At 64.4% G+C, this 18,352-nt stretch carries 13 protein-coding genes and 2 pseudogenes; 7 read left to right on the top strand and 8 right to left on the bottom strand.

Annotated features, from left to right (window positions below; all coding sequences use genetic code 11):
- Positions 1-9 precede the first annotated feature (9 nt).
- Complete coding sequence (gene arc, locus AC51GT_RS06790; protein ID WP_496328260.1) at positions 10-1,791, bottom strand: proteasome ATPase; 1,782 nt, start codon at positions 1,789-1,791, stop codon at positions 10-12.
- 166 nt (positions 1,792-1,957) lie between these two features.
- Positions 1,958-2,812: a tRNA (adenine-N1)-methyltransferase gene (locus AC51GT_RS06785; protein ID WP_496328259.1), complete on the bottom strand. Its 855-nt coding sequence runs from the start codon at positions 2,810-2,812 to the stop codon at positions 1,958-1,960.
- Positions 2,813-2,960: 148 nt separating this feature from the next.
- On the opposite strand from AC51GT_RS06785, the gene AC51GT_RS06780 reads away from it, so the two are divergent.
- Both AC51GT_RS06780 and AC51GT_RS06775 read left to right on the top strand, forming a co-directional pair.
- Positions 2,961-3,869 carry a RecB family exonuclease gene (locus tag AC51GT_RS06780; RefSeq protein WP_496325522.1) on the top strand — a complete coding sequence of 303 codons (909 nt, stop codon included), beginning with the start codon at positions 2,961-2,963 and terminating at the stop codon, positions 3,867-3,869.
- 104 nt (positions 3,870-3,973) lie between these two features.
- Entirely contained in the window at positions 3,974-4,747 is a 774-nt protein-coding gene (locus AC51GT_RS06775; protein WP_496328258.1) for a thioesterase family protein, read from the top strand.
- A 39-nt stretch (positions 4,748-4,786) separates the two neighbouring features.
- On the opposite strand, the gene hisG is transcribed toward AC51GT_RS06775, so the two are convergent.
- The 3 genes from hisG to AC51GT_RS06760 all read right to left on the bottom strand — a co-directional run bounded on the left by hisG (position 4,787) and on the right by AC51GT_RS06760 (position 6,694).
- Positions 4,787-5,632, bottom strand: coding sequence for an ATP phosphoribosyltransferase (gene hisG / locus AC51GT_RS06770; protein ID WP_496325520.1), 846 nt, complete (start codon positions 5,630-5,632; stop codon positions 4,787-4,789).
- A gap of 68 nt (positions 5,633-5,700) precedes the next feature.
- On the bottom strand, positions 5,701-5,982 hold the full coding sequence (locus AC51GT_RS06765) for a phosphoribosyl-ATP diphosphatase (protein ID WP_196809605.1): 282 nt from the start codon (positions 5,980-5,982) through the stop codon (positions 5,701-5,703).
- A complete protein-coding gene (locus AC51GT_RS06760; protein ID WP_496328257.1) occupies positions 5,948-6,694 on the bottom strand; it encodes an HAD family hydrolase in 747 nt (248 codons plus the stop codon). The genes AC51GT_RS06765 and AC51GT_RS06760 overlap by 35 nt, the downstream gene beginning before the upstream one ends.
- Positions 6,695-6,813: 119 nt before the next feature.
- Here AC51GT_RS06760 and AC51GT_RS06755 point away from each other — a divergent pair.
- Positions 6,814-7,332: pseudogene (locus tag AC51GT_RS06755) on the top strand (AAA family ATPase); the annotation flags it as partial.
- 42 nt (positions 7,333-7,374) lie between these two features.
- Here the strand turns inward: AC51GT_RS06755 and AC51GT_RS06750 are convergent.
- From AC51GT_RS06750 to metH, 3 genes and pseudogenes are all read right to left on the bottom strand, one after another.
- On the bottom strand, positions 7,375-9,210 hold the full coding sequence (locus tag AC51GT_RS06750; protein WP_496328256.1) for an HNH endonuclease signature motif containing protein: 1,836 nt from the start codon (positions 9,208-9,210) through the stop codon (positions 7,375-7,377).
- A gap of 46 nt (positions 9,211-9,256) precedes the next feature.
- Positions 9,257-10,464: pseudogene (locus tag AC51GT_RS06745) on the bottom strand (acyl-CoA dehydrogenase family protein).
- Positions 10,465-10,531: 67 nt separating this feature from the next.
- A complete protein-coding gene (metH, locus tag AC51GT_RS06740) occupies positions 10,532-14,110 on the bottom strand; it encodes a methionine synthase (protein ID WP_496325516.1) in 3,579 nt (1,192 codons plus the stop codon).
- 51 nt (positions 14,111-14,161) lie between these two features.
- Between metH and AC51GT_RS06735 the strand changes: the two genes are divergently transcribed.
- From AC51GT_RS06735 to AC51GT_RS06720, 4 genes are all read left to right on the top strand, one after another.
- Positions 14,162-15,043 (top strand): PAC2 family protein, encoded by an 882-nt coding sequence (locus AC51GT_RS06735; RefSeq protein WP_496328255.1) that lies wholly within the window; start codon positions 14,162-14,164, stop codon positions 15,041-15,043.
- A gap of 116 nt (positions 15,044-15,159) precedes the next feature.
- The gene (locus AC51GT_RS06730; RefSeq protein ID WP_496325514.1) at positions 15,160-15,507 is read left to right on the top strand and encodes a molybdopterin oxidoreductase; all 348 of its coding nucleotides are present in this window, start codon (positions 15,160-15,162) and stop codon (positions 15,505-15,507) included.
- Positions 15,507-17,999: a nitrite reductase large subunit NirB gene (gene nirB / locus AC51GT_RS06725; RefSeq protein WP_496328254.1), complete on the top strand. Its 2,493-nt coding sequence runs from the start codon at positions 15,507-15,509 to the stop codon at positions 17,997-17,999. Before AC51GT_RS06730 ends, nirB begins: the two co-directional genes overlap by 1 nt.
- Complete coding sequence (locus AC51GT_RS06720) at positions 17,996-18,319, top strand: Rieske (2Fe-2S) protein (protein ID WP_496328253.1); 324 nt, start codon at positions 17,996-17,998, stop codon at positions 18,317-18,319. Before nirB ends, AC51GT_RS06720 begins: the two co-directional genes overlap by 4 nt.
- The last annotated feature ends 33 nt before the right edge of the window (positions 18,320-18,352 follow it).

The raw sequence follows: 18,352 nt of genomic DNA, 5'->3' as shown, positions 1-18,352 counted from the left end.
GGGTACCGACTACAGGTACTGGCCGGTGTTGGTCTCGGTGTCGATGGCCCGGCTGGCGCCCGAGCTCTTTCCGGTGACCAGCGTGCGGATGTAGACGATCCGCTCACCCTTCTTGCCGGAGATACGAGCCCAGTCGTCGGGATTCGTGGTGTTCGGCAGGTCTTCGTTCTCGGCGAACTCGTCGAGGATGGAATCGAAGAGATGCTGGATGCGAAGACCCGACTGACCGGTCTCCAGCTGCGACTTGATCGCGTACTTCTTGGAGCGGTCCACCACGTTCTGGATCATCGCGCCGGAGTTGAAGTCCTTGAAGTACATGATCTCTTTGTCGCCGTTGGCGTAGGTGACCTCGAGGAAACGGTTGTCGTCGCTCTCGTCGTACATCCGCTCGACCACCCGCTCGATCATCGCCTTGACGCAGGCATTGCGGTCGCCGCCGAACTCGTTGATGTCGTCCGGGTGCACCGGCAGCGTCGGAACGAGGTACTTGGAGAAGATGTCCATCGCCGACTCGGCGTCGGGACGCTCGATCTTGATCTTCACGTCGAGACGGCCGGGTCGCAGGATCGCGGGATCGATCATGTCCTCACGGTTGGAGGCGCCGATCACGATCACGTTCTCGAGGCCTTCGACACCGTCGATCTCGCTGAGCAGCTGCGGCACCACGGTGGTCTCCACATCGGAGGACACACCCGAACCACGGGTCCGGAAGATCGAGTCCATCTCGTCGAAGAACACGATCACCGGGGTACCTTCGGACGCCTTCTCCCGGGCCCGCTGGAAGATCAGCCGGATGTGACGCTCGGTCTCACCGACGAACTTGTTGAGGAGCTCGGGACCCTTGATGTTGAGGAAGTACGACTTCGCCTCACGGGCGTCGTCGCCGCGGACCTCGGCGATCTTCTTGGCCAGCGAGTTGGCGACGGCCTTGGCGATCAGCGTCTTACCGCAACCGGGAGGACCGTAGAGCAGAACGCCCTTCGGGGGCCGGAGATCGTATTCGCGGAACAGGTCTTTGTGCAGGAACGGCAACTCGACGGCATCGCGGATCTGTTCGATCTGCCTGCCGAGACCACCGATGTCCTCATAACCGACATCGGGCACCTCTTCGAGGACCAGGTCCTCGACCTCGGCCTTGGGGACGCGCTCGAAGGCGAAGCCCGCCTTCGTGTCGATCAACAGCGAGTCTCCGGGCCGGAGCTTGCGGTTGCCCTCTTCTTCGGCCAGCACGGCAGCACTGAGCGGCTCGGCCAGCCAGACCACCCGCTCCTCGTCTGCGTGGCCGACCACCAGCGCACGGTTCCCGTCGTCGAGGACCTCGCGAAGCGTGCTGATCTCACCGATGGAGTCGAACTCGCCGGCCTCGACGATCGTCAGGGCCTCGTTGAGGCGGACGGACTGGCCGCGTTTGAGGGTTTCGACATCGATGTTCGGCGAGCAGGTCAGGCGCATCTTGCGTCCGGAGGTGAACACGTCCACCGTCGAATCCTCGAACACACCCAGCAGCACGCCGTATCCGCTCGGCGGCTGTCCGAGACGGTCGACTTCTTCACGTAGGGCGATCAGTTGCTGACGCGCTTCTTTGAGGGTGTCGAGCAACTTGGCGTTGCGGGTGGTCAGCGTTTCGATGCGGGCCTGCAGGTCGGTGTCGCTCGCGGCCCGTCCGAACGGGGGATCCGAGCGGGGCACGCTCGGCGGCCGGTGTGAGGGCGAACCCCACTCTCCTTCGGGCGTGACGTCCGCGTTCAGACCGTCGCCCCCCACGGGCTCGTTGCTGCCTGATTCCGTCATTTCTGACTCCTCTCCGGCGAGTCGACTCGGCGTCACCATCACCAGGCGAACGTACGGTCGATCCTGTAACCCGAGGCTACCGGCGAAACGTCCGCCGTGCCCCATGCCTCGCGGACCGTGATGTTGTCGATGTGTTAATTGTCTGTCGCCGCAAGGTTTTCCGACTTTACTCGGATTGCTCCGGGATCGGCTGGTTCTTACTCGGACGCCGGTGCGGGCGTGGTGCGACGGTCCCTTCGGCCAGGCGGCGAGCGGTCACCAGAAATGCGGTGTGACCTTGCATTTTGTGGCTCGGCCGAACGGCAAGGCCGACAACGTGCCAATCACGGACCAGCGATTCCCAGGCTCGGGGTTCGGTCCAGCAGGTCTGCTCGCGAAGGGCTTCGACGACCCGGGAGAGCTGGGTGGTGGTTGCCACATAAACGGCCAAGACCCCGCCTGGCTTCAATGCGCGTTTGACGGTTTCGAGTGTTTCCCAGGGCGCGAGCATGTCGAGGACGACCCGGTCGACGTCCGCGGTGCCCGGGTAGTCCGAGAGGTCCGCGATGGTCAGATCCCAGTTGGGCGGCGGTCCGCCGAAGAACTCTTCGACGTTGCGGACGGCGTGTTCGGCATGGTCGTCGCGGACCTCGTAGGAACGGACGGTCCCGTGCTCGCCGACGGCGCGGAGCAGTGAACAGGTCAGGGCGCCGGAGCCGGCCCCGGCCTCGAGCACGGTGCACCCGGGATGGATGTCCGCCTCCATGACGATCTGCGCCGCGTCCTTGGGATAGATGACCTGGGCGCCACGCGGCATCGACAGGACGTAGTCGACGAGCAGGGGCCGCAGGGCGAGGTACGGCGTGTTGGAGGTCGAGGTGACCACGATGCCCTCGTCGGCACCGATGAGGTCGTCATGGGCGATGCCGCCCTTATGGGTGTGGAAGCTCTTGCCGGCCTCGAGGCGCACGGTGAACTTGCGGCCTTTGGCATCGGTCAACTGGACACGATCCCCGATGGCAAACGGGCCTGTGGTGGACATTACGGGAGCGTGCCTTCCTGGCGAACAGCGGAAAACTTCCCTCACACGCAGCGCGAATACCGGGGATGTCAGAGCGTGATGACATCGCCTGCGGCTGGTCCGGCGCAAATGATGAGGGTTGTCGTTGGTCAGGCATACCCTGCCAGGTGTGAGCGTGAGTACCGAATCCCACCCCGAGAGTGAGTCGGAGACCACCCCGGGTGCGCACCCGATACGGGTCCCGGCGTTGTCTCCGAGCCGGGCCGGAGACTTCAAACAGTGCCCGCTGCTCTATCGATATCGAGCCATCGACAGGCTCCCCGAAACCCCGACGCAGGCCCAGGTGCGCGGCACGGTTGTGCATGCCGCCTTGGAGAACCTGTTCGACATGCCGGCCGGGCTGCGGGTGCCGGAATCCGCCGAACTGCTCGTCGACGGCGCGTGGGGCGCTCTCTGCGAGCAGTCGCCCGAATTGCATGACCTGGTCCCCGACGATCAGGTCGACAAGTTCTTGTCCGACGCGCACAAGCTGATCACCACCTACTACACACTCGAGAACCCCACCGCGTTCACGCCGGAGTCGTGCGAATTGCGGGTCGAGGTCGACCTGGCCGGTGACGGCGACGAGGACGGTGTCCTCCTGCGTGGGTTCGTCGACCGGATCGATGTGGCGCCCGACGGCCGGGTGCGGGTCGTCGATTACAAGACGGGCCGCTCGCCGGGTGAGAGTTTCGAATCGCGTGCGCTGTTCCAGATGAAGTTCTATGCGCTGGCCATCTTCCGCCTCCGCGGCATCGTGCCCGCACGGCTCCAGTTGCTCTATCTCGCCGACGGCCAGTCGCTGGTCTACACACCCGACGAAGCTGAGCTGGAACGCTTTGCCAAAACCTTGAAGGCGATCTGGAAGGCGATTCTGACCGCAGGCGAGACCGGGGATTTCCAGCCCAAGAAGAGCCGGATGTGCCAATGGTGCGACCACAAAGCGCACTGTCCCGAGTTCGGGGGCACCGTTCTCCCCTATCCCGGATGGCCGACGGTCCCGGGCGCGACCGGTATCGAACCCATCGCCGGCGGTTAGCCACTCCGGAGCGGTGAACCACTCGGATGGCAGGATCGACAACTGTGTCCGAACAAGCCGCTTACTATCTTCCGCTCGGTCGCAACGGCGATCACGAACATTTCATGCCCACCGAACACACGGTCAGTGTGTGGGGCGATGAACTGCAGCATGGCGGGCCGCCCATCGGGCTGCTGGCGCGATCACTACTGCGGCACCAGCCCGATCCTGCGCAGGAGTTCACCCGGATCACGGTCGACATCCTCGGTGCGATCGGGATGACGGAGAACCGGATTCAGACGACGGTACTGCGGCCCGGCAAGCAGATCAGCCTCCTGCAATCCGAGCTGTCCGTCCGTCAGACCGACGGCACGTACCGGATCGCCGCCCGCGCTCAGGGCTGGCGGATCGCGACAGCGCAGACGTCAGAGGTCGCACACATGCCGGTGCCACTGATCACTCCCGCGCCGGACGAGATCGAAGCAGTACCCGGAATGACCGGTATCGGGCCGCTGGTCGGCGAATGGGCGACCCGAGGATTTGTCGGAACCCTCGATTGTCGGCTGGCCTCGGGCGATGCGGACGCCGGACGCGAGGTGTGGGTGCGGCCGAAACTACCGCTGGTGGCCGGTGAGCAGACCACCGACATCGAGAAGTTCTTCACCGTGCTCGACATCGCCAACGGCGTCGGCTCGCGGCTCGCCTTCGGTGAGTGGACGTTCATGAACACTGACACCACCGTGCATCTCTACCGGCAGCCGCTCGGTGAATGGACCGGAATCAAAGCCCGGATGACCGTGGGCCCGCAGGGATATGGGTTGACCGGGGCCGAACTGTTCGACAGTTCGGGTGCGGTCGGACGATCAGCTCAAACCCTGCTCATCCGAGCGGTGGGATGAGCAGGGTTCACTGAAGCTGTGCCGGGTGAGAAGTAGGCCTCAGAAGCGGCAGGACCGGATGTCGGAGGCCAGGATGGCCTTCGCGCCGAGTTCGGACAGCTCGTCCATCAGGTTCTGGTGCTGCTTGCGTGGGACCAGCGACCGGACGGCCACCCAGTTGTCGTCGGCCATCGGTGCGATCGTCGGCGATTCGAGGCCCGGCGTCAGCGCCATGGCCTGGTCGAGGATGGCTCGGGGGCAGTCGTAGTCGAGCATCACGTACCGCTGTCCGTAGACGACGCCCTGCACCCGGGCGATGAAACGCTCGGCGGCCTTGCTGCGTTCGGCACCCTTGCGTTGCAACAGCACGCCTTCGGAATCGCACAGGGACTCGCCGAATGCGGTCAGCTGGTGCTGGCGCAACGTCCGACCGGATCCGACCACGTCGGCGATCGCGTCGGCCACACCGAGCTGGATCGAGATCTCGACAGCGCCGTCGAGACGGATGATCGTCGCCTCGATACCGCGGGCGGCCAGATCGGAACGCACCAGGTTCGGATAAGACGTGGCGATCCGTTTGCCGGCCAGGTCGGCGATCGTCCAGTTCGAATCGCTCGGTGCGGCGTAGCGGAATGTGGATGCGCCGAATCCGAGTCCCAGACACTCTTCGACGTCGGCGCCCGAGTCGAGCGCGAGGTCGCGACCGGTCAGCCCGAGGTCGAGTTCACCCGACCCCACGTAGATCGCGATGTCCGTCGGGCGAAGGAAGTAGAACTCCACCTCGTTGGCGGGATCGAGCACCGTGAGGTCTTTGGAGTCGGAGCGGCGACGGTAGCCCGCCTCGCTGAGGATTTCGGCGGCGGACTCGGACAGCGCCCCCTTGTTGGGAACGGCAACGCGCAGCATGTGAGTGGGGTCCTATCGGAAATGTGGTCGGGCAGGAGTTCGGCCGGTGTTCGCGGGATGGATCGAGCTCACAGATGCTTGTAGACGTCGTCGAGCGTCAGTCCACGATTGATCATCATCACCTGCAGCCAGTAGAGCAACTGAGATATTTCCTCGGACAGCGCCTCGGGAGACTCGTGCTCGGCCGCCAGCCAGACTTCGCCGGCCTCTTCGATGATCTTTTTCCCGAGGGTATGGACACCCTTGTCGAGTGCTGCGACGGTGCCGCTGCCCTCCGGCCGGGTGGTGGCCTTGTCGGTCAGTTCGGCAAACAGCTCATCGAAGGTCTTCACGGTGCTCAATTGTCCCATTGAATGCCTCCGCCACATCGTCGAGGGTCAGTCCGATCAGGTTCTGGCGTTGCGTCCGCCCCTCGCCGGCCGGGATCGGAGTGGCCGAGGGCACCACGAGGACCGGACAACCGGCCGCACGGGCCGCCTGCGTTCCGGTGGGTGAATCCTCCACGGCCAGGCAGTCGGCGGGGTCGATTCCGAGCAGTTGCGCTGCCCGCAGATAGGGGTCGGGCGCGGGCTTGCCGAACTCCACCTCATCACCACAGACGGTGACGGTGAAGCGGTCCCGGCCGAGGGTGCCGAGTGCTTCGTCGGCGAGTTCGCGCTCGGTGTTGGTCACCAACGCCATCGCAATGCCTTGCGCTGCAATCAGATCCAGCGTCTCCCGAGCGCCGGGCATCCACGGGATGCCGTCCTTGAACAGAGCGCTGACACGGGCTCGCAGCCAGGCGGAGCGGCCGGCGTAGTCGCGCTGCGCGACCGGTAGTCCGGCGGCGTCGAACACCTTGGTCAACGCGTTGGTCATCGAATTGCCCAGAGTCGACTCGCGAACCTCATGGGTCAGCTCGAAGCCCAGGTCGGTCGCCAGATCGGCGATGGCGATATCCCACAGCTTTTCGGAGTCGAGAAGGGTGCCGTCCATGTCCCACAGAATTGCTTTCGGAAGATCGCTCACCGGCCCATCATGGCGGACCTCAACAGGTGAATCGAAATCGCCAGATGTACACATGGCGCGGATCACTCCCTACCCCTTTCAAGATATAGCGCACCCCAGGGCTTGCGGCCAGGCCCGGGTGATGCCGCAGACTCGCTGAATCAACTCTTGTAACGGCACAAGGAGTCCTCACTATTTCCACCGCCGACAGCGTGTTCAACCTTCCCGACCGTCTCTTCCACAAGACCGATCCGGCCCTGATTGCACGCGACGAACAGCACCTCGCCGCCATTGCCGAGAACCTCACGCAAACGATTGCCGACCTGTCGCCCCGACGCCGCGCCGAACAGACGACCTACAGCAGTACCGGCCGCGATGCGATGGACCGGGACATGGAGATCCACCGTCTCGGTGCGCGTCTGCGATCGCTGAGTCGCTTCGGGCCGGACCTGTGCCTGGGGTACATGGCTTTCGCCGCCACACTTGCGAATCCGATGGGTTTGGCGAGCCGACGCAGATACCGCTGGTCGCGCGGGAAGATCACCGACTATTGGGATGAGGTGTTCGGTGCCGAGGGACTGGGCTCGGCTGCCGCACTCGATGACCAGTCGGTGTTCATCGCCGGTCTGGGAACTCATCGATCAGCAAGGATGCGAGATGTGCTCGGCGCCATCGCATCCGACCAGGACGCGATCATCCGCGGCGGCTCCCGACCCAGCGTTTGGTGATCCTCACGTATCCAGGCGACTGAACTGTCAGTAGGTCGGTGGCGGGCTGTTCCTTCCAACTTCTTCGCGGAGTTCGAGTGCGAGTTTCTCCTCTAGCGCACGTTGTCGGCGATTGGCCAGTCGTTCCTGTTGGCGGCGTGCGTGTTTGGCAGCGGTGCGCGGCTGCGTTCTTGGTGATGCGGTCGGTGGTGGTCGGCTGCGTGTGCCGCGTTGGTTGTCGAAGACGATCAACCTCAACGTCGGGAACAGATCGTCGCCGGTCCAACCCGGGCCGTGGTAGTTGCGGCGCTCGGGTGTGGTGAAGATCAGCCGGGTCCGCCCCGTCCGAGGGTCGGGGTACTGGTCATCGAGCCAGTCGCTGTACGTCTTGAGCAGGTGGTGAAAACGGCACAGCGTCTTCATCTCTGAGGGATGGGTGCATCCACCGGCCTCGGGATCGTTGTGGTTGTACTCGCAGGTGTGGTCCAGATCGGCATCCCAGGCCTTGTGCTCGCACCCGGGCCACATGCAATAGACATCCCGGATCCGGAGGTAGGTGTCCAGGACGACCGAGGGCCGGTACTGGTCACCGGGTTGGGTTGCCGGCAGCGGAATCACCTGCGGGAACGGTGCCGCGACGATCGCATTGTCGTCGCCGTCATCGGGGAGGTCTCCGGCTGGCGGGTTCTGCGGTCCGCGCATGTATATCTTCGGCCGCTTCGGATTCGGTGAATCATCCTGGGGCGCTCGTTCTGGCTGCACAGATTCTGGCTGCTCGGCTGCTGGTCGCGCCGGGTCTGTCTCCGGCTGCGGCTGTCCGGGCTCGGGCTGAGGCTCGGGCGGTGTGGATTCCTGTTGTGCAGATGCAGGAGCAGGCTCTGGCTGCGCGGGTGCAGGTTTGTTGCCCATCGGCCGCTGCACTGTCTCGGGGCGGGCAGCGATATCACGGACGTGATCGCCGGAGATGACACCGTGTCCGTCCATGAAGCCCGGATTCTCGGCGCGACCATCGACGGTGGCCTGATCAGCGATCACATGCAGCACGATCTTCACATCCACACCCGAAACCACCTGTCCGGCAGGAACGGTGACGATCTCGGCGGTGCACGGATGCTTCGGGTCATTCGGGCACTGGCAATAGAACTCGCGGGCCATCACCGTGGCGAACAACGCATCGGCCATCCGATCAGCCTTTTTCCGCGGGTCAGCCTTGCACGTGGCCATGGCCAGTTTTTCCAACCGCGCCATGATCAACGTCAATTCCTCAGCGGTGGAATGCGCATCCAAAACCGCCATGCCGTGGTCGGTGTTGTTGGCCCACACCCCACGATTGTTCTTCGCATCCTCCCGGTTCTTCCGGACCAGATCCGGGTCCCGGCGGAAGATGATCGCATCGACCATGTCTCGCATCCGACCCTTCGACCACGCCCCCGGACGGTTCAATCGTTCAGCGATCGCCGCATCGATATCGGCCATATGGGCTGAGCCTTCGATCAACTCGGTCCGCGCGATGATGTCAGGAATATGATGCGCGGCGATGCGCCCGGCTTTCAACAATTCATTGACCGCAGGCAGCCGATCGCGCAACGCCACCCCACGATTGATCTGCAACTCCGCAGTCCGCTGCGTCAAACCCTGTGCGGCAGACAATCTCGCCGCACACTGCGCGAACGGATCCAGCGCCCGCATCTCCGCCTCAGACCCGGCGGTCGGCTCGACCAGATGTCGGTGCAGCATCGCCGCAGCGGCATAGCGTTCCCACTCCATCCGCGACTGCTGGGCCATCGCGAGCTCGGTGTTGCGCAGCAACTCATTGACACCCGCTGATTCGACAGGACCGATTTCATCGTCCCCACCTGCATCTTCGATCTCCCCCTCGAACATACATTTGATTCTAGACCGGGGGTACGACAATCCATTTGGATGATCGCTAGCGGTTGCCGGCACTCCAGGCGTATGGGAGTTCGGTGCCGTTGAGGACGTGGTCGCCGATGGCGCGGGTCTTGAAGATCGTCGGATTGTGGAGCGCGATGGTACGGGCGTTTCGCCAATATCGGTCGAGCCGTAGCCGTTCCGAGGTGATCGACGCACCACCGACCTCGAAGAGCTCGTTGGTTGCCCGGAGCACGATGTCGACGGAGGTGACCTGCGCCTGCGACGCCGCGAGTTCGGCGCGATCGAGTTGCTCCGGGGTGACGGCGCTACCGGCAGCCAAGACCTCATCGAGGATGTCAGCCACGGCCAGAGCCGACGTCCGAGCGGTGAACGCGGCCGCGGACAGCTTGCCGATCACCTGCTGAACCAGTGGGTCCTCGCGGGGGAGGTCCGCTGCCGCATGGGTGTACGAGCGAGTGCGATTTCGGACCCATTCGGCAGTGCCGGACGTGGCGCGCTGGGCGATACCGGCGAGTCCGGCCAAGTGCACCAACTGTAGGTAGGAAGTCCCGTAGGTCTTGCCGGCGCCGCCGTAGCCCGGCCCCAGGATTCGTTCCGGGGCGACGACGACGTTGTCGAATTCTGTTGTTCCACTTGCGGTCAGACGCTGTCCGAAACCGTCCCAGTCGTCGTGCTGTGTGACACCCTCGGCGTTGGCGTCCACCAGGACCGATACCCGCTCGCCGTCATCGTCGGCCGCGACGAGGATGTAGTTCGAATACAGCGATCCGGTGCTGTAGTACTTGGTGCCGTTCAGGAGCCACGTGCCGTCCTGCTGGGTCAGTCGGGTCTGGTATCGGTCCACCGCACCGACCCCGGGTTCGGTGATGGCGTTGCCGACGAGGATGCCGCCGGCGACCGCGCGTAGCCAGGTGTCGCGCTCGGTGCTCGGCGGGCTCAGCAGCTGATCCTCGACAAAGCTGAAGTGCACCCGAAGGGCCTGCGGCAGATTCGATTCGCGGCGGCCAGGTCGATCAGCAGCCGGAATTGCTGCCGCACAGTGGCACCGAGTCCGCCGAACTCGACCGGAACCCGTAACGCGCCCAGCCCCGCCTCACGTAGTAGATGGACCTCATCGTGTGCCAGGCGCCGGTCGACCTCACGTGCCGTGGCCCCGGCCGCGATCGTCTCGAAAACCGGACCGAAACGCGCGTCGAGTTCGGCATCGGTGATGGCACCCGGGGCGGAAATTGTCGAAGTCATGCCCCGAGTGTCGAATACTTCGGATCCGAAGACACCGGTTGCACTCAGCCTGAGTGCAACCGGGTACTCACGTGTTGAAGTACTTCGCTTCCGGGTGATGTAGGACGAACGCGTCGGTCGACTGTTCCGGATGCAGCTGCAACTCCTCGGAGAGTTCCACGCCGATCCGCTCGGGTTCGAGCAGGTCGATCATCTTGACGCGATCCTCCAGCGACGGGCAGGCCCCGTACCCGAACGAGAAGCGGGCACCCCGATACTTGAGGTCGAAGAAGTCCTGGGTGTCTTCCGGATCTTCGGAGGCCACACTGGTGTCACCGAAACGCAGTTCCTCACGGATCCGCCGGTGCCAGAACTCGGCCAGTGCCTCGGTGAGCTGGACGCCGATGCCGTGGACTTCGAGGTAGTCGCGATAGGCGTCCTTCGCGAACAGTTCGTTCGCGAAGTCCGCGATCGGCTGACCCATCGTCACCAACTGGAACGGCAACACGTCGACCTGACCGGTCTCGATGGCCTCTTCCCGCGAACGGATGAAGTCGGCGATGCACAGGAACCGGCTGCGTTGCTGCCGCGGGAACTCGAAGCTGTGTCGGATGGGCGCGTCGGGACGCGGCTCGGTGAGCACGTGCACCACGTCGCCCTCGCTGACCGCCGGGAAGTACCCGTAGACCACCGCGGCATGCTGCAGGATGTTCTCCGTCGCCAACCGGTCGATCCAATAACGCAGGCGCGGTTTGCCATCGGATTCGACGAGGTCCTCGTAGCTCGGTCCCTCCCCGGCGCGTGCGCCGCGAAGTCCCCACTGTCCCAGGAACAATGCGCGTTCGTCGAGCAACGTCAGGTAATCGGCGACCGCAACACCCTTGACGATGCGGGTACCCCAGAACGGCGGTGTCGGGACCGGAAGTCCGGCCGCAACATCGGAACGTTCCGGGACGACGACCGGTTCGGCCTCGGCCTTTCGCTTTTCGGCGATGCGCTTGGAACGCTCGTGGCGCGCCTTGCGCTCCGCGGTCTTCTCCGCAGCCGCGATGGCCTCGGGGCTCTCCGGGTCGAGCCCGCCACCACGCTTGACCAGCATGATGTCGTCCATCAACCGCAGCCCCTCGAAAGCGTCCCGCGCATAGTGCACATCGCCGTCGTAGGTCTCGCTCAGATCGTTCTCCACGTAGGAACGGGTCAGCGCCGCACCACCGAGGAGCACCGGGTACTTCTCGGCGAGACCGCGGCTGTTGAGCTCCTTGAGGTTGTCCTTCATGACCACGGTCGACTTCACCAGCAGCCCGGACATCCCGATGACGTCGGCATTTTTGTCCTGGGCGACTTCAACGATGGTGGAGATCGGCTGCTTGATACCGATGTTGACCACTTCGTAGCCGTTGTTGGACAGGATGATGTCGACGAGGTTCTTGCCGATGTCGTGGACATCGCCCTTGACGGTCGCGAGGACAATCCGGCCCTTGCCGTCTTCCCCGGTCGCCTCCATGTGCGGTTCGAGGTGTGCCACGGCGGTTTTCATGACCTCGGCGGACTGAAGCACGAACGGCAGCTGCATCTGGCCGGATCCGAACAGCTCACCGACGGTTTTCATGCCCGACAGCAGCGTCACGTTGATGATCTCGAGCGGTGGCTTCTCGGTCATCGCCTCGTCGAGGTCGTCTTCGAGCCCGGCACGCTCACCGTCGACGATGCGACGCTCGAGTCGTTCGAACAGCGGCAGTCTGCCGAGTTCTTGCGCACGGCTCTCACGGGCCGACGCCGCCGAGACCCCTTCGAACAGGGCCATCAGCTTCTGCAGCGGGTCGTAACCCTCACGGCGACGGTCGTAGATCAGATCGAGCGCGACCTCGCGCTGCTCGTCGGGGATCTTCGACATCGGCAGGATCTTCGACGCGTGCACGATCGCGGTGTCCAGGCCCGCCTGCACACACTCGTGCAGGAACACCGAGTTGAGGACCTGGCGGGCAGCGGGGTTCAGGCCGAACGAGATGTTGGAGATACCGAGGGTGAAATGCACCTCCGGGTGGTTTTCCTTGAGGATCCGGATGGCCTCGATCGTCTCGATGCCGTCCTTGCGGACCTCTTCCTGGCCCGTGGAGATCGGGAAGGTGAGGGCATCGATGATGATGTCCTCCTCCTTGAGGCCCCAGTTCTCGGTGATGTCGGTGATCAGCCGTTCGGCGATGCGGACCTTCCACTCGGCGGTGCGGGCCTGTCCCTCTTCGTCGATGGTCAGGGCCACCACGGCAGCGCCGTGGGTCTTGACCAGCTTCATGATCTTGGTGAAGCGCGAATCGGGGCCGTCGCCGTCCTCGTAGTTGACCGAGTTGACCGCACACCGGCCGCCGAGGTGCTCGAGGCCGGCCTCGATGACCTCGGGTTCGGTCGAGTCGAGCATGATCGGCAGCGTCGACGACGTGGCGAGCCGGCTCGCGAGAGCCGACATGTCGGCGGTGCCGTCACGGCCCACGTAGTCGACGTTCAGGTCGAGCATGTGTGCGCCGTCGCGGGTCTGGTCCTTCGCGATGTCGAGGCACTTCTGGTAGTCCGCGGCCAGCATGGCGTCGCGGAAGGCCTTCGATCCGTTCGAGTTCGTGCGCTCACCGATCATCAGGATCGACGCGTCCTGCGAGAACGGGACGGCGCTGTAGAGCGACGAGACCTCGGCCTCGTGCTCGGGCTTGCGCTCCGCCTTCTGCACGCCGGCAACAGCGTCGGCCACCTGCCGGATGTGTTCGGGTGTGGTGCCGCAGCAACCACCGACGAAGGACAGTCCGAACTCCTTGACGAAACCACTGAGCGCGTCGGCGAGCTCTTCGGGTGTGAGCGGGTACTCCGCGCCATTCGGGCCGAGTTGGGGCAGCCCGGCGTTGGGCATGACCGAGATGGGTACCTGCGCGTGCTTGCTCAGGTACCGCAGATGCTCGCTCATCTCCGCGGGGCCGGTCGCGCAGTTGAGACCGATCATGTCGATGCCGAGCGGTTCGAGCGCGGCCAGCGCAGCACCGATCTCCGAACCGAGCAGCATCGTCCCGGTCGTCTCCACGGTGACGTGGGCGATGATCGGGATCCGTCGCTCGAGGTCGGCCATGGCCTGTTGTGATCCGAGGACCGCGGCCTTGACCTGGAGCAGGTCCTGCGAGGTCTCGATCAGGATGGCGTCTGCGCCGCCGTCGAGCATGCCTGCGGCACATTCGTAGTAGGCGTCGCGGATCGAGGCGAACGTGGTGTGGCCGAGGGTGGGCAGCTTGGTGCCCGGACCGATGGAACCCAGGACGAACCGGGGTGTGCCGTCGGCGCTGGGACCCACTTCGTCGGCGACCTCACGGGCCAGCTTCGTTCCCTTGAACGCGAGCTCCCGGATGCGGTCGCCGATGTCGTAGTCCCCCAGGTTCGACATGTTGCAGCCGAACGTGTTGGTCTCGACCGCATCGGCGCCGGCTTCGAAATAGGCACGGTGGATCTCGCGGAGCACGTCGGGCCGGGTGTCGTTGAGGATCTCATTACAGCCCTCGAGACCGAGGAAATCATCCAACGTCAGATCTGCGGCCTGCAACATGGTTCCCATGGCACCGTCACCGATCAAGACGCGTTTACCCATTGCGGTGAGCAATTCCGTATCAAAGGACGGCGATGTGGCACTGGACATGGTTATCAGGGTAGTTCGCTCTCAATTGGGGTTCGGTCGTAGGCTGGTTCGGTGAACGCCGAGCAGAGCGCAAGCCTCCCACAGTTGCGCCGCCCCACGCTGGTTGCTGCCTTTGAGGGTTGGAATGACGCCGGCGATGCGGCCAGTGGAGCCGTGGAGCACCTGGAACTGGTCTGGGACGCAGTACCGCTCGCCGAAATCGATTCAGACGACTACTACGACTTTCAGGTGAACAGACCCACGATCAAGCAGATCGACGGAGTCACCCGAAGGATCGATTGGCCGACCACCTCGATCTCGTACTGTACGCCGCCCGGTTCGGACAGAGATATCGTCCTGCTGCGCGGCATCGAGCCGAACATGCGATGGCGCGGTTTCTGTGTCGAAATCCTCGACATCGCGCGAGAACTCGAGGTCGAGACGGTGGTGATCCTGGCCGCACTTCTGGCCGACACGCCACATACCCGGCCGGTCCCGGTGACCGGCGCCGCGTACAGCGCCGAATCGGCCAAGCAGTTCAAGCTCGAGGAGAGCCGCTACGAGGGTCCGACCGGGATCACCGGTGTCCTGCAGGACGCCTGTGTCGCGGCGGGTATCCCGGCCATCTCGTTCTGGGCCGCGGTACCCCACTACGTCTCGACGCCACCCAACCCGAAGGCATCGGCGGCGTTGCTCAGCCAACTCGAAGAGGTCCTCGACGTGGAGGTCCCGCTCGGCGAGTTGCCGGAACAGGCCGAGGAGTGGGAGCGGGCGGTCACCGAGATGACCGAAGACGACGACGAGATCTCCGATTACGTGCGCGGACTCGAAGAACGCGGCGACGCCGAGGTCAGTGTCGACGAAACACTCTCGAAGATCGACGGCGACGCGCTGGCCGCAGAATTCGAGCGCTACCTGCGCAGACGTGGTCCCGGCGGGAGCTTCGGTGCATGACGGTTCGTTCCGCGAAGGCGTGATCACCGACCTGCTGTGAACGCGGTGAGATCCTGACAATGGACTCGTAACCCCGTCGAAAGTGCTGGTTCATCGAGTTCACGTTTAGTGACGGCATGTCCAGTACACCGAAGTTCCTGCAGGGTGTCTTTTCTTTCACCGGTAGCGGTCTGACCAAGACAGCCCCCTTGGATCCGTCACTGACCTACCAGGTTCCGGCCGGCATGACCGTCCAGCCGCTGTATTTCCGCGGCGGCAACAGCAGTGACGAACTCGTCTACGTGACACTGCTGCGTGATCAGCAACCCATGCGGTGGTTCCCGATGGGCGCCAAGGCGTCGGTGAACGTGCCGCTGCGCGTGGTCGAGGACGTCGACCCGGACAGTGTCCTGGAGTTGGTGTTCGCCGCGCCCGAAGGATGCACCGGGGAAATCGTCGTCGACTTCGGGTTCGTGCAGTTCTGATGTCGGCGACACAGCAGCGCCGTCGTCTGGTGGTGGTCGGCAACGGCATGGCCGGAGCCCGCACCGTCGAGGAAATCTTGCAGCGCGGCGGTGGGTCGCAGTTCGAGATCACCATGATCGGCGACGAACCGTACGGCAACTACAACCGGATCATGCTCTCGCACGTGCTGGCCGGGGAGAGTTCGATCGACGACGACGACCTGATGCTCAACCCGATGGCCTGGTACCGCGAGAACGACGTCCGGCTCTACGCCGGCGACCGTGCCGTCGCCGTCGACCGGTTCGCCAAGATCGTCACCTGCGAGAGCGGCCGCACCATCGGTTACGACGTGCTGGTGATCGCCACCGGCTCCAACACCTTCTTCCCGAACATGGACGGCCTGCGAGAGGCCGACGGCAGGCTGGCGCGCGGGGTGTTCGGGTTCCGCACCATCGAGGACACCAACGGCATGTTGCAGATGGCGCTGTCCCGCGACGGGATCCGCGCCGTCGTCATCGGCGGTGGCCTGCTCGGACTCGAGGCCGCGTACGGGTTGCGGACCCAGGGCATCGACGTCGATGTGGTGCACTCCCCCGGTCATCTGATGAACCAGCAACTCGACGAGCGCGGCGGGCGCGTTCTACGGAACAAGATCGAAGAACTCGGGGTGGGTGTTTACACCTCGAAGCGGACCACCGCGGTACTCCGTGCCGAAGACGGCGCGGTCGCCGGGGTCGGCTTCAACGATGGCACCAGTCTGCCCGGCGACATGATCATCGTGACCGCCGGAATCCGGCCCAACGTCGAGCTCGCCCGGGCCGCGGGTCTGGTCATCGAACGTGGAATCGTCGTCGACGACCAGATGCGGTGTGAAGACGAGGGTGCCATCTACGCGGTCGGCGAATGCTGCCAGCACCGGGGCGAGGTCTACGGCCTGGTGGCCCCGCTGTGGGAGCAGGCCGGTGTCCTGGCAGATGTCCTGACGGGGTCGAACCCGGATGCGGCGTACCACGGGTCGCGATTGACGACGAAGCTCAAGGTCGCCGGAGTCGACGTCGCGGCGATGGGCGTCAAGGGACCCGAGCGTGACACCGACGAGTTCGTCCAGTTCTACGAACCGCGCAGTGGCACCTACAAGTCGGTGGTCGTCCGCGACAACAAGCTGATCGGGGCGATGCTGCTCGGCGACATCAGCAAGGTCAACTTCCTGACGCAGGCCTTCGACGAGAAGGTGGCGCTCCCCGACGAGCGCATCAGCATGCTCTTCGACATGGGTACGCCCAGTGCGCAAACCGGTGCCGCCGAACTCGCCGACGATGTTCAGGTCTGCAACTGCAACGGAGTCACCAAGGGCGACATCGTCGCCTGTGTCCACGCCGGGGCCACGACCGTCGGAGAGGTCGTGGCGAAAACCAGGGCCGGCAAGGGCTGCGGTTCCTGCAAGGGATTGGTCGGCGACATCGTGGCCTGCGCTGCGGGCGGCGAACTCGCCTTGGACCCGTCCGCGGACTGGTACGTGCCGTCGATCCCGCTGGCCAAACCCGAACTGATCGCGCGGATTCGGGAGCTGAACCTGCGGTCGGTGTCGGCGGTGATCGGTGCGCTGTCTCCCGACGGTGACGAGGTGACCGCCAAGATGCCGCTGGCGTCGCTGCTCCGGATCATCTGGGACGCCGACTGGGAGGACGAACGCGGCGCACTGTTCATCAACGACCGCGTCCACGCCAATATCCAGCGCGACGGCACCTTCTCGGTGGTCCCCCAGATGAAGGGCGGCGTCACCAATCCCGCGCAATTGCGCCGGATCGCCGATGTGGCAGACAAATACAACATCCCGATGGTGAAGGTCACCGGGGGGCAACGGATCGATCTGCTCGGCATCCGCAAAGAAGATCTACCCAAGGTCTGGACAGATCTCGACATGCCGTCCGGGTACGCGTACGGCAAGAGTTTCCGGACGGTCAAAACCTGTGTGGGCCTCGACTTCTGTCGCTTCGGCCTGGACGACTCGACCGCCCTGGGCATCGCGATCGAGGAGAAATACCAGGGCCTGGAAACCCCGGCGAAACTGAAACTCGCGGTCACCGGATGTCCCCGGAACTGCGCCGAGGCACTGTGCAAGGACTTCGGGGTGGTCGCGGTCGGTGACGGCCGGTGGGAGATCTACGTCGGCGGTGCGGCCGGCGCCCACATCCGCAAGGGAGACCTGCTCACCACGGCGGTGGGCGTCGACGAGGTCCTCCGCATCTGCGGGGTGTTCATCCAGTACTACCGCGAACAGGCCAAGTGGCTCGAACGCACCTACGCCTGGGTGCCGCGCGTCGGCATCGAGGAGCTACGGGCCATTCTCATCGACGACCGGGATGGCTTGGTGGACGGATTGTTCGAACGCATCTGCGCCTCGGCGGCGGCCTACACCGATCCGTGGAAGGAACGGCTCGAACCGAAGTCGCCCGCACAATTCACGCCCTCGTTGCCGCTGATCGAGCTCCCCCTGGTGCCGGTCCGATGACGGAGACGAAGCCGGAGGCGACGCAGGTTGGTTCGATCACCGATCTGACGGTCGGTGAGGGGCGAACCTATGTGGTTGACGGACAACAGGTTGCGGTGTTCCTGATGTCCGACGGTTCCGTCCGCGCCCTGGGCGCCCGTTGCCCACACCGGGGTGGCCCGATCGCCGACGGTCAGACCGACGCCACCAAGGTGATGTGCCCGCTGCACCAGTACACGTTCTCTTTCGAGGACGGCAGTTGCACCAACGGCACCGACATCGATGCCCTACCGGTCTATCAAGCCGAGGTCCGCGACGGCGGGATCCATATCTGGACGTGACCAGGCCACGTGAATCCGGGCGGGGTCAGGGCG

It is taken from the genome of Williamsia sp. z34, from assembly GCF_059553395.1.
Note: the sequence above shows the minus strand (reverse complement) of the source record. Positions and strands in the feature narration are given on the sequence as shown.

Coding starts and splice junctions, on each gene's coding strand:
- metH (WP_496325516.1), bottom strand. CDS start 14,110: ATGTCCAGTGCCACATCGCCGTCCTTTGATACGGAATTGCTCACCGCA.
- AC51GT_RS06720 (WP_496328253.1), top strand. CDS start 17,996: ATGACGGAGACGAAGCCGGAGGCGACGCAGGTTGGTTCGATCACCGAT.
- hisG (WP_496325520.1), bottom strand. CDS start 5,632: ATGCTGCGCGTTGCCGTTCCCAACAAGGGGGCGCTGTCCGAGTCCGCC.
- AC51GT_RS06765 (WP_196809605.1), bottom strand. CDS start 5,982: ATGGGACAATTGAGCACCGTGAAGACCTTCGATGAGCTGTTTGCCGAA.
- AC51GT_RS06785 (WP_496328259.1), bottom strand. CDS start 2,812: ATGTCCACCACAGGCCCGTTTGCCATCGGGGATCGTGTCCAGTTGACC.
- nirB (WP_496328254.1), top strand. CDS start 15,507: ATGTCGGCGACACAGCAGCGCCGTCGTCTGGTGGTGGTCGGCAACGGC.
- AC51GT_RS06730 (WP_496325514.1), top strand. CDS start 15,160: ATGTCCAGTACACCGAAGTTCCTGCAGGGTGTCTTTTCTTTCACCGGT.
- AC51GT_RS06760 (WP_496328257.1), bottom strand. CDS start 6,694: ATGTGTACATCTGGCGATTTCGATTCACCTGTTGAGGTCCGCCATGAT.
- arc (WP_496328260.1), bottom strand. CDS start 1,791: ATGACGGAATCAGGCAGCAACGAGCCCGTGGGGGGCGACGGTCTGAAC.
- AC51GT_RS06750 (WP_496328256.1), bottom strand. CDS start 9,210: ATGTTCGAGGGGGAGATCGAAGATGCAGGTGGGGACGATGAAATCGGT.
- AC51GT_RS06775 (WP_496328258.1), top strand. CDS start 3,974: ATGCCCACCGAACACACGGTCAGTGTGTGGGGCGATGAACTGCAGCAT.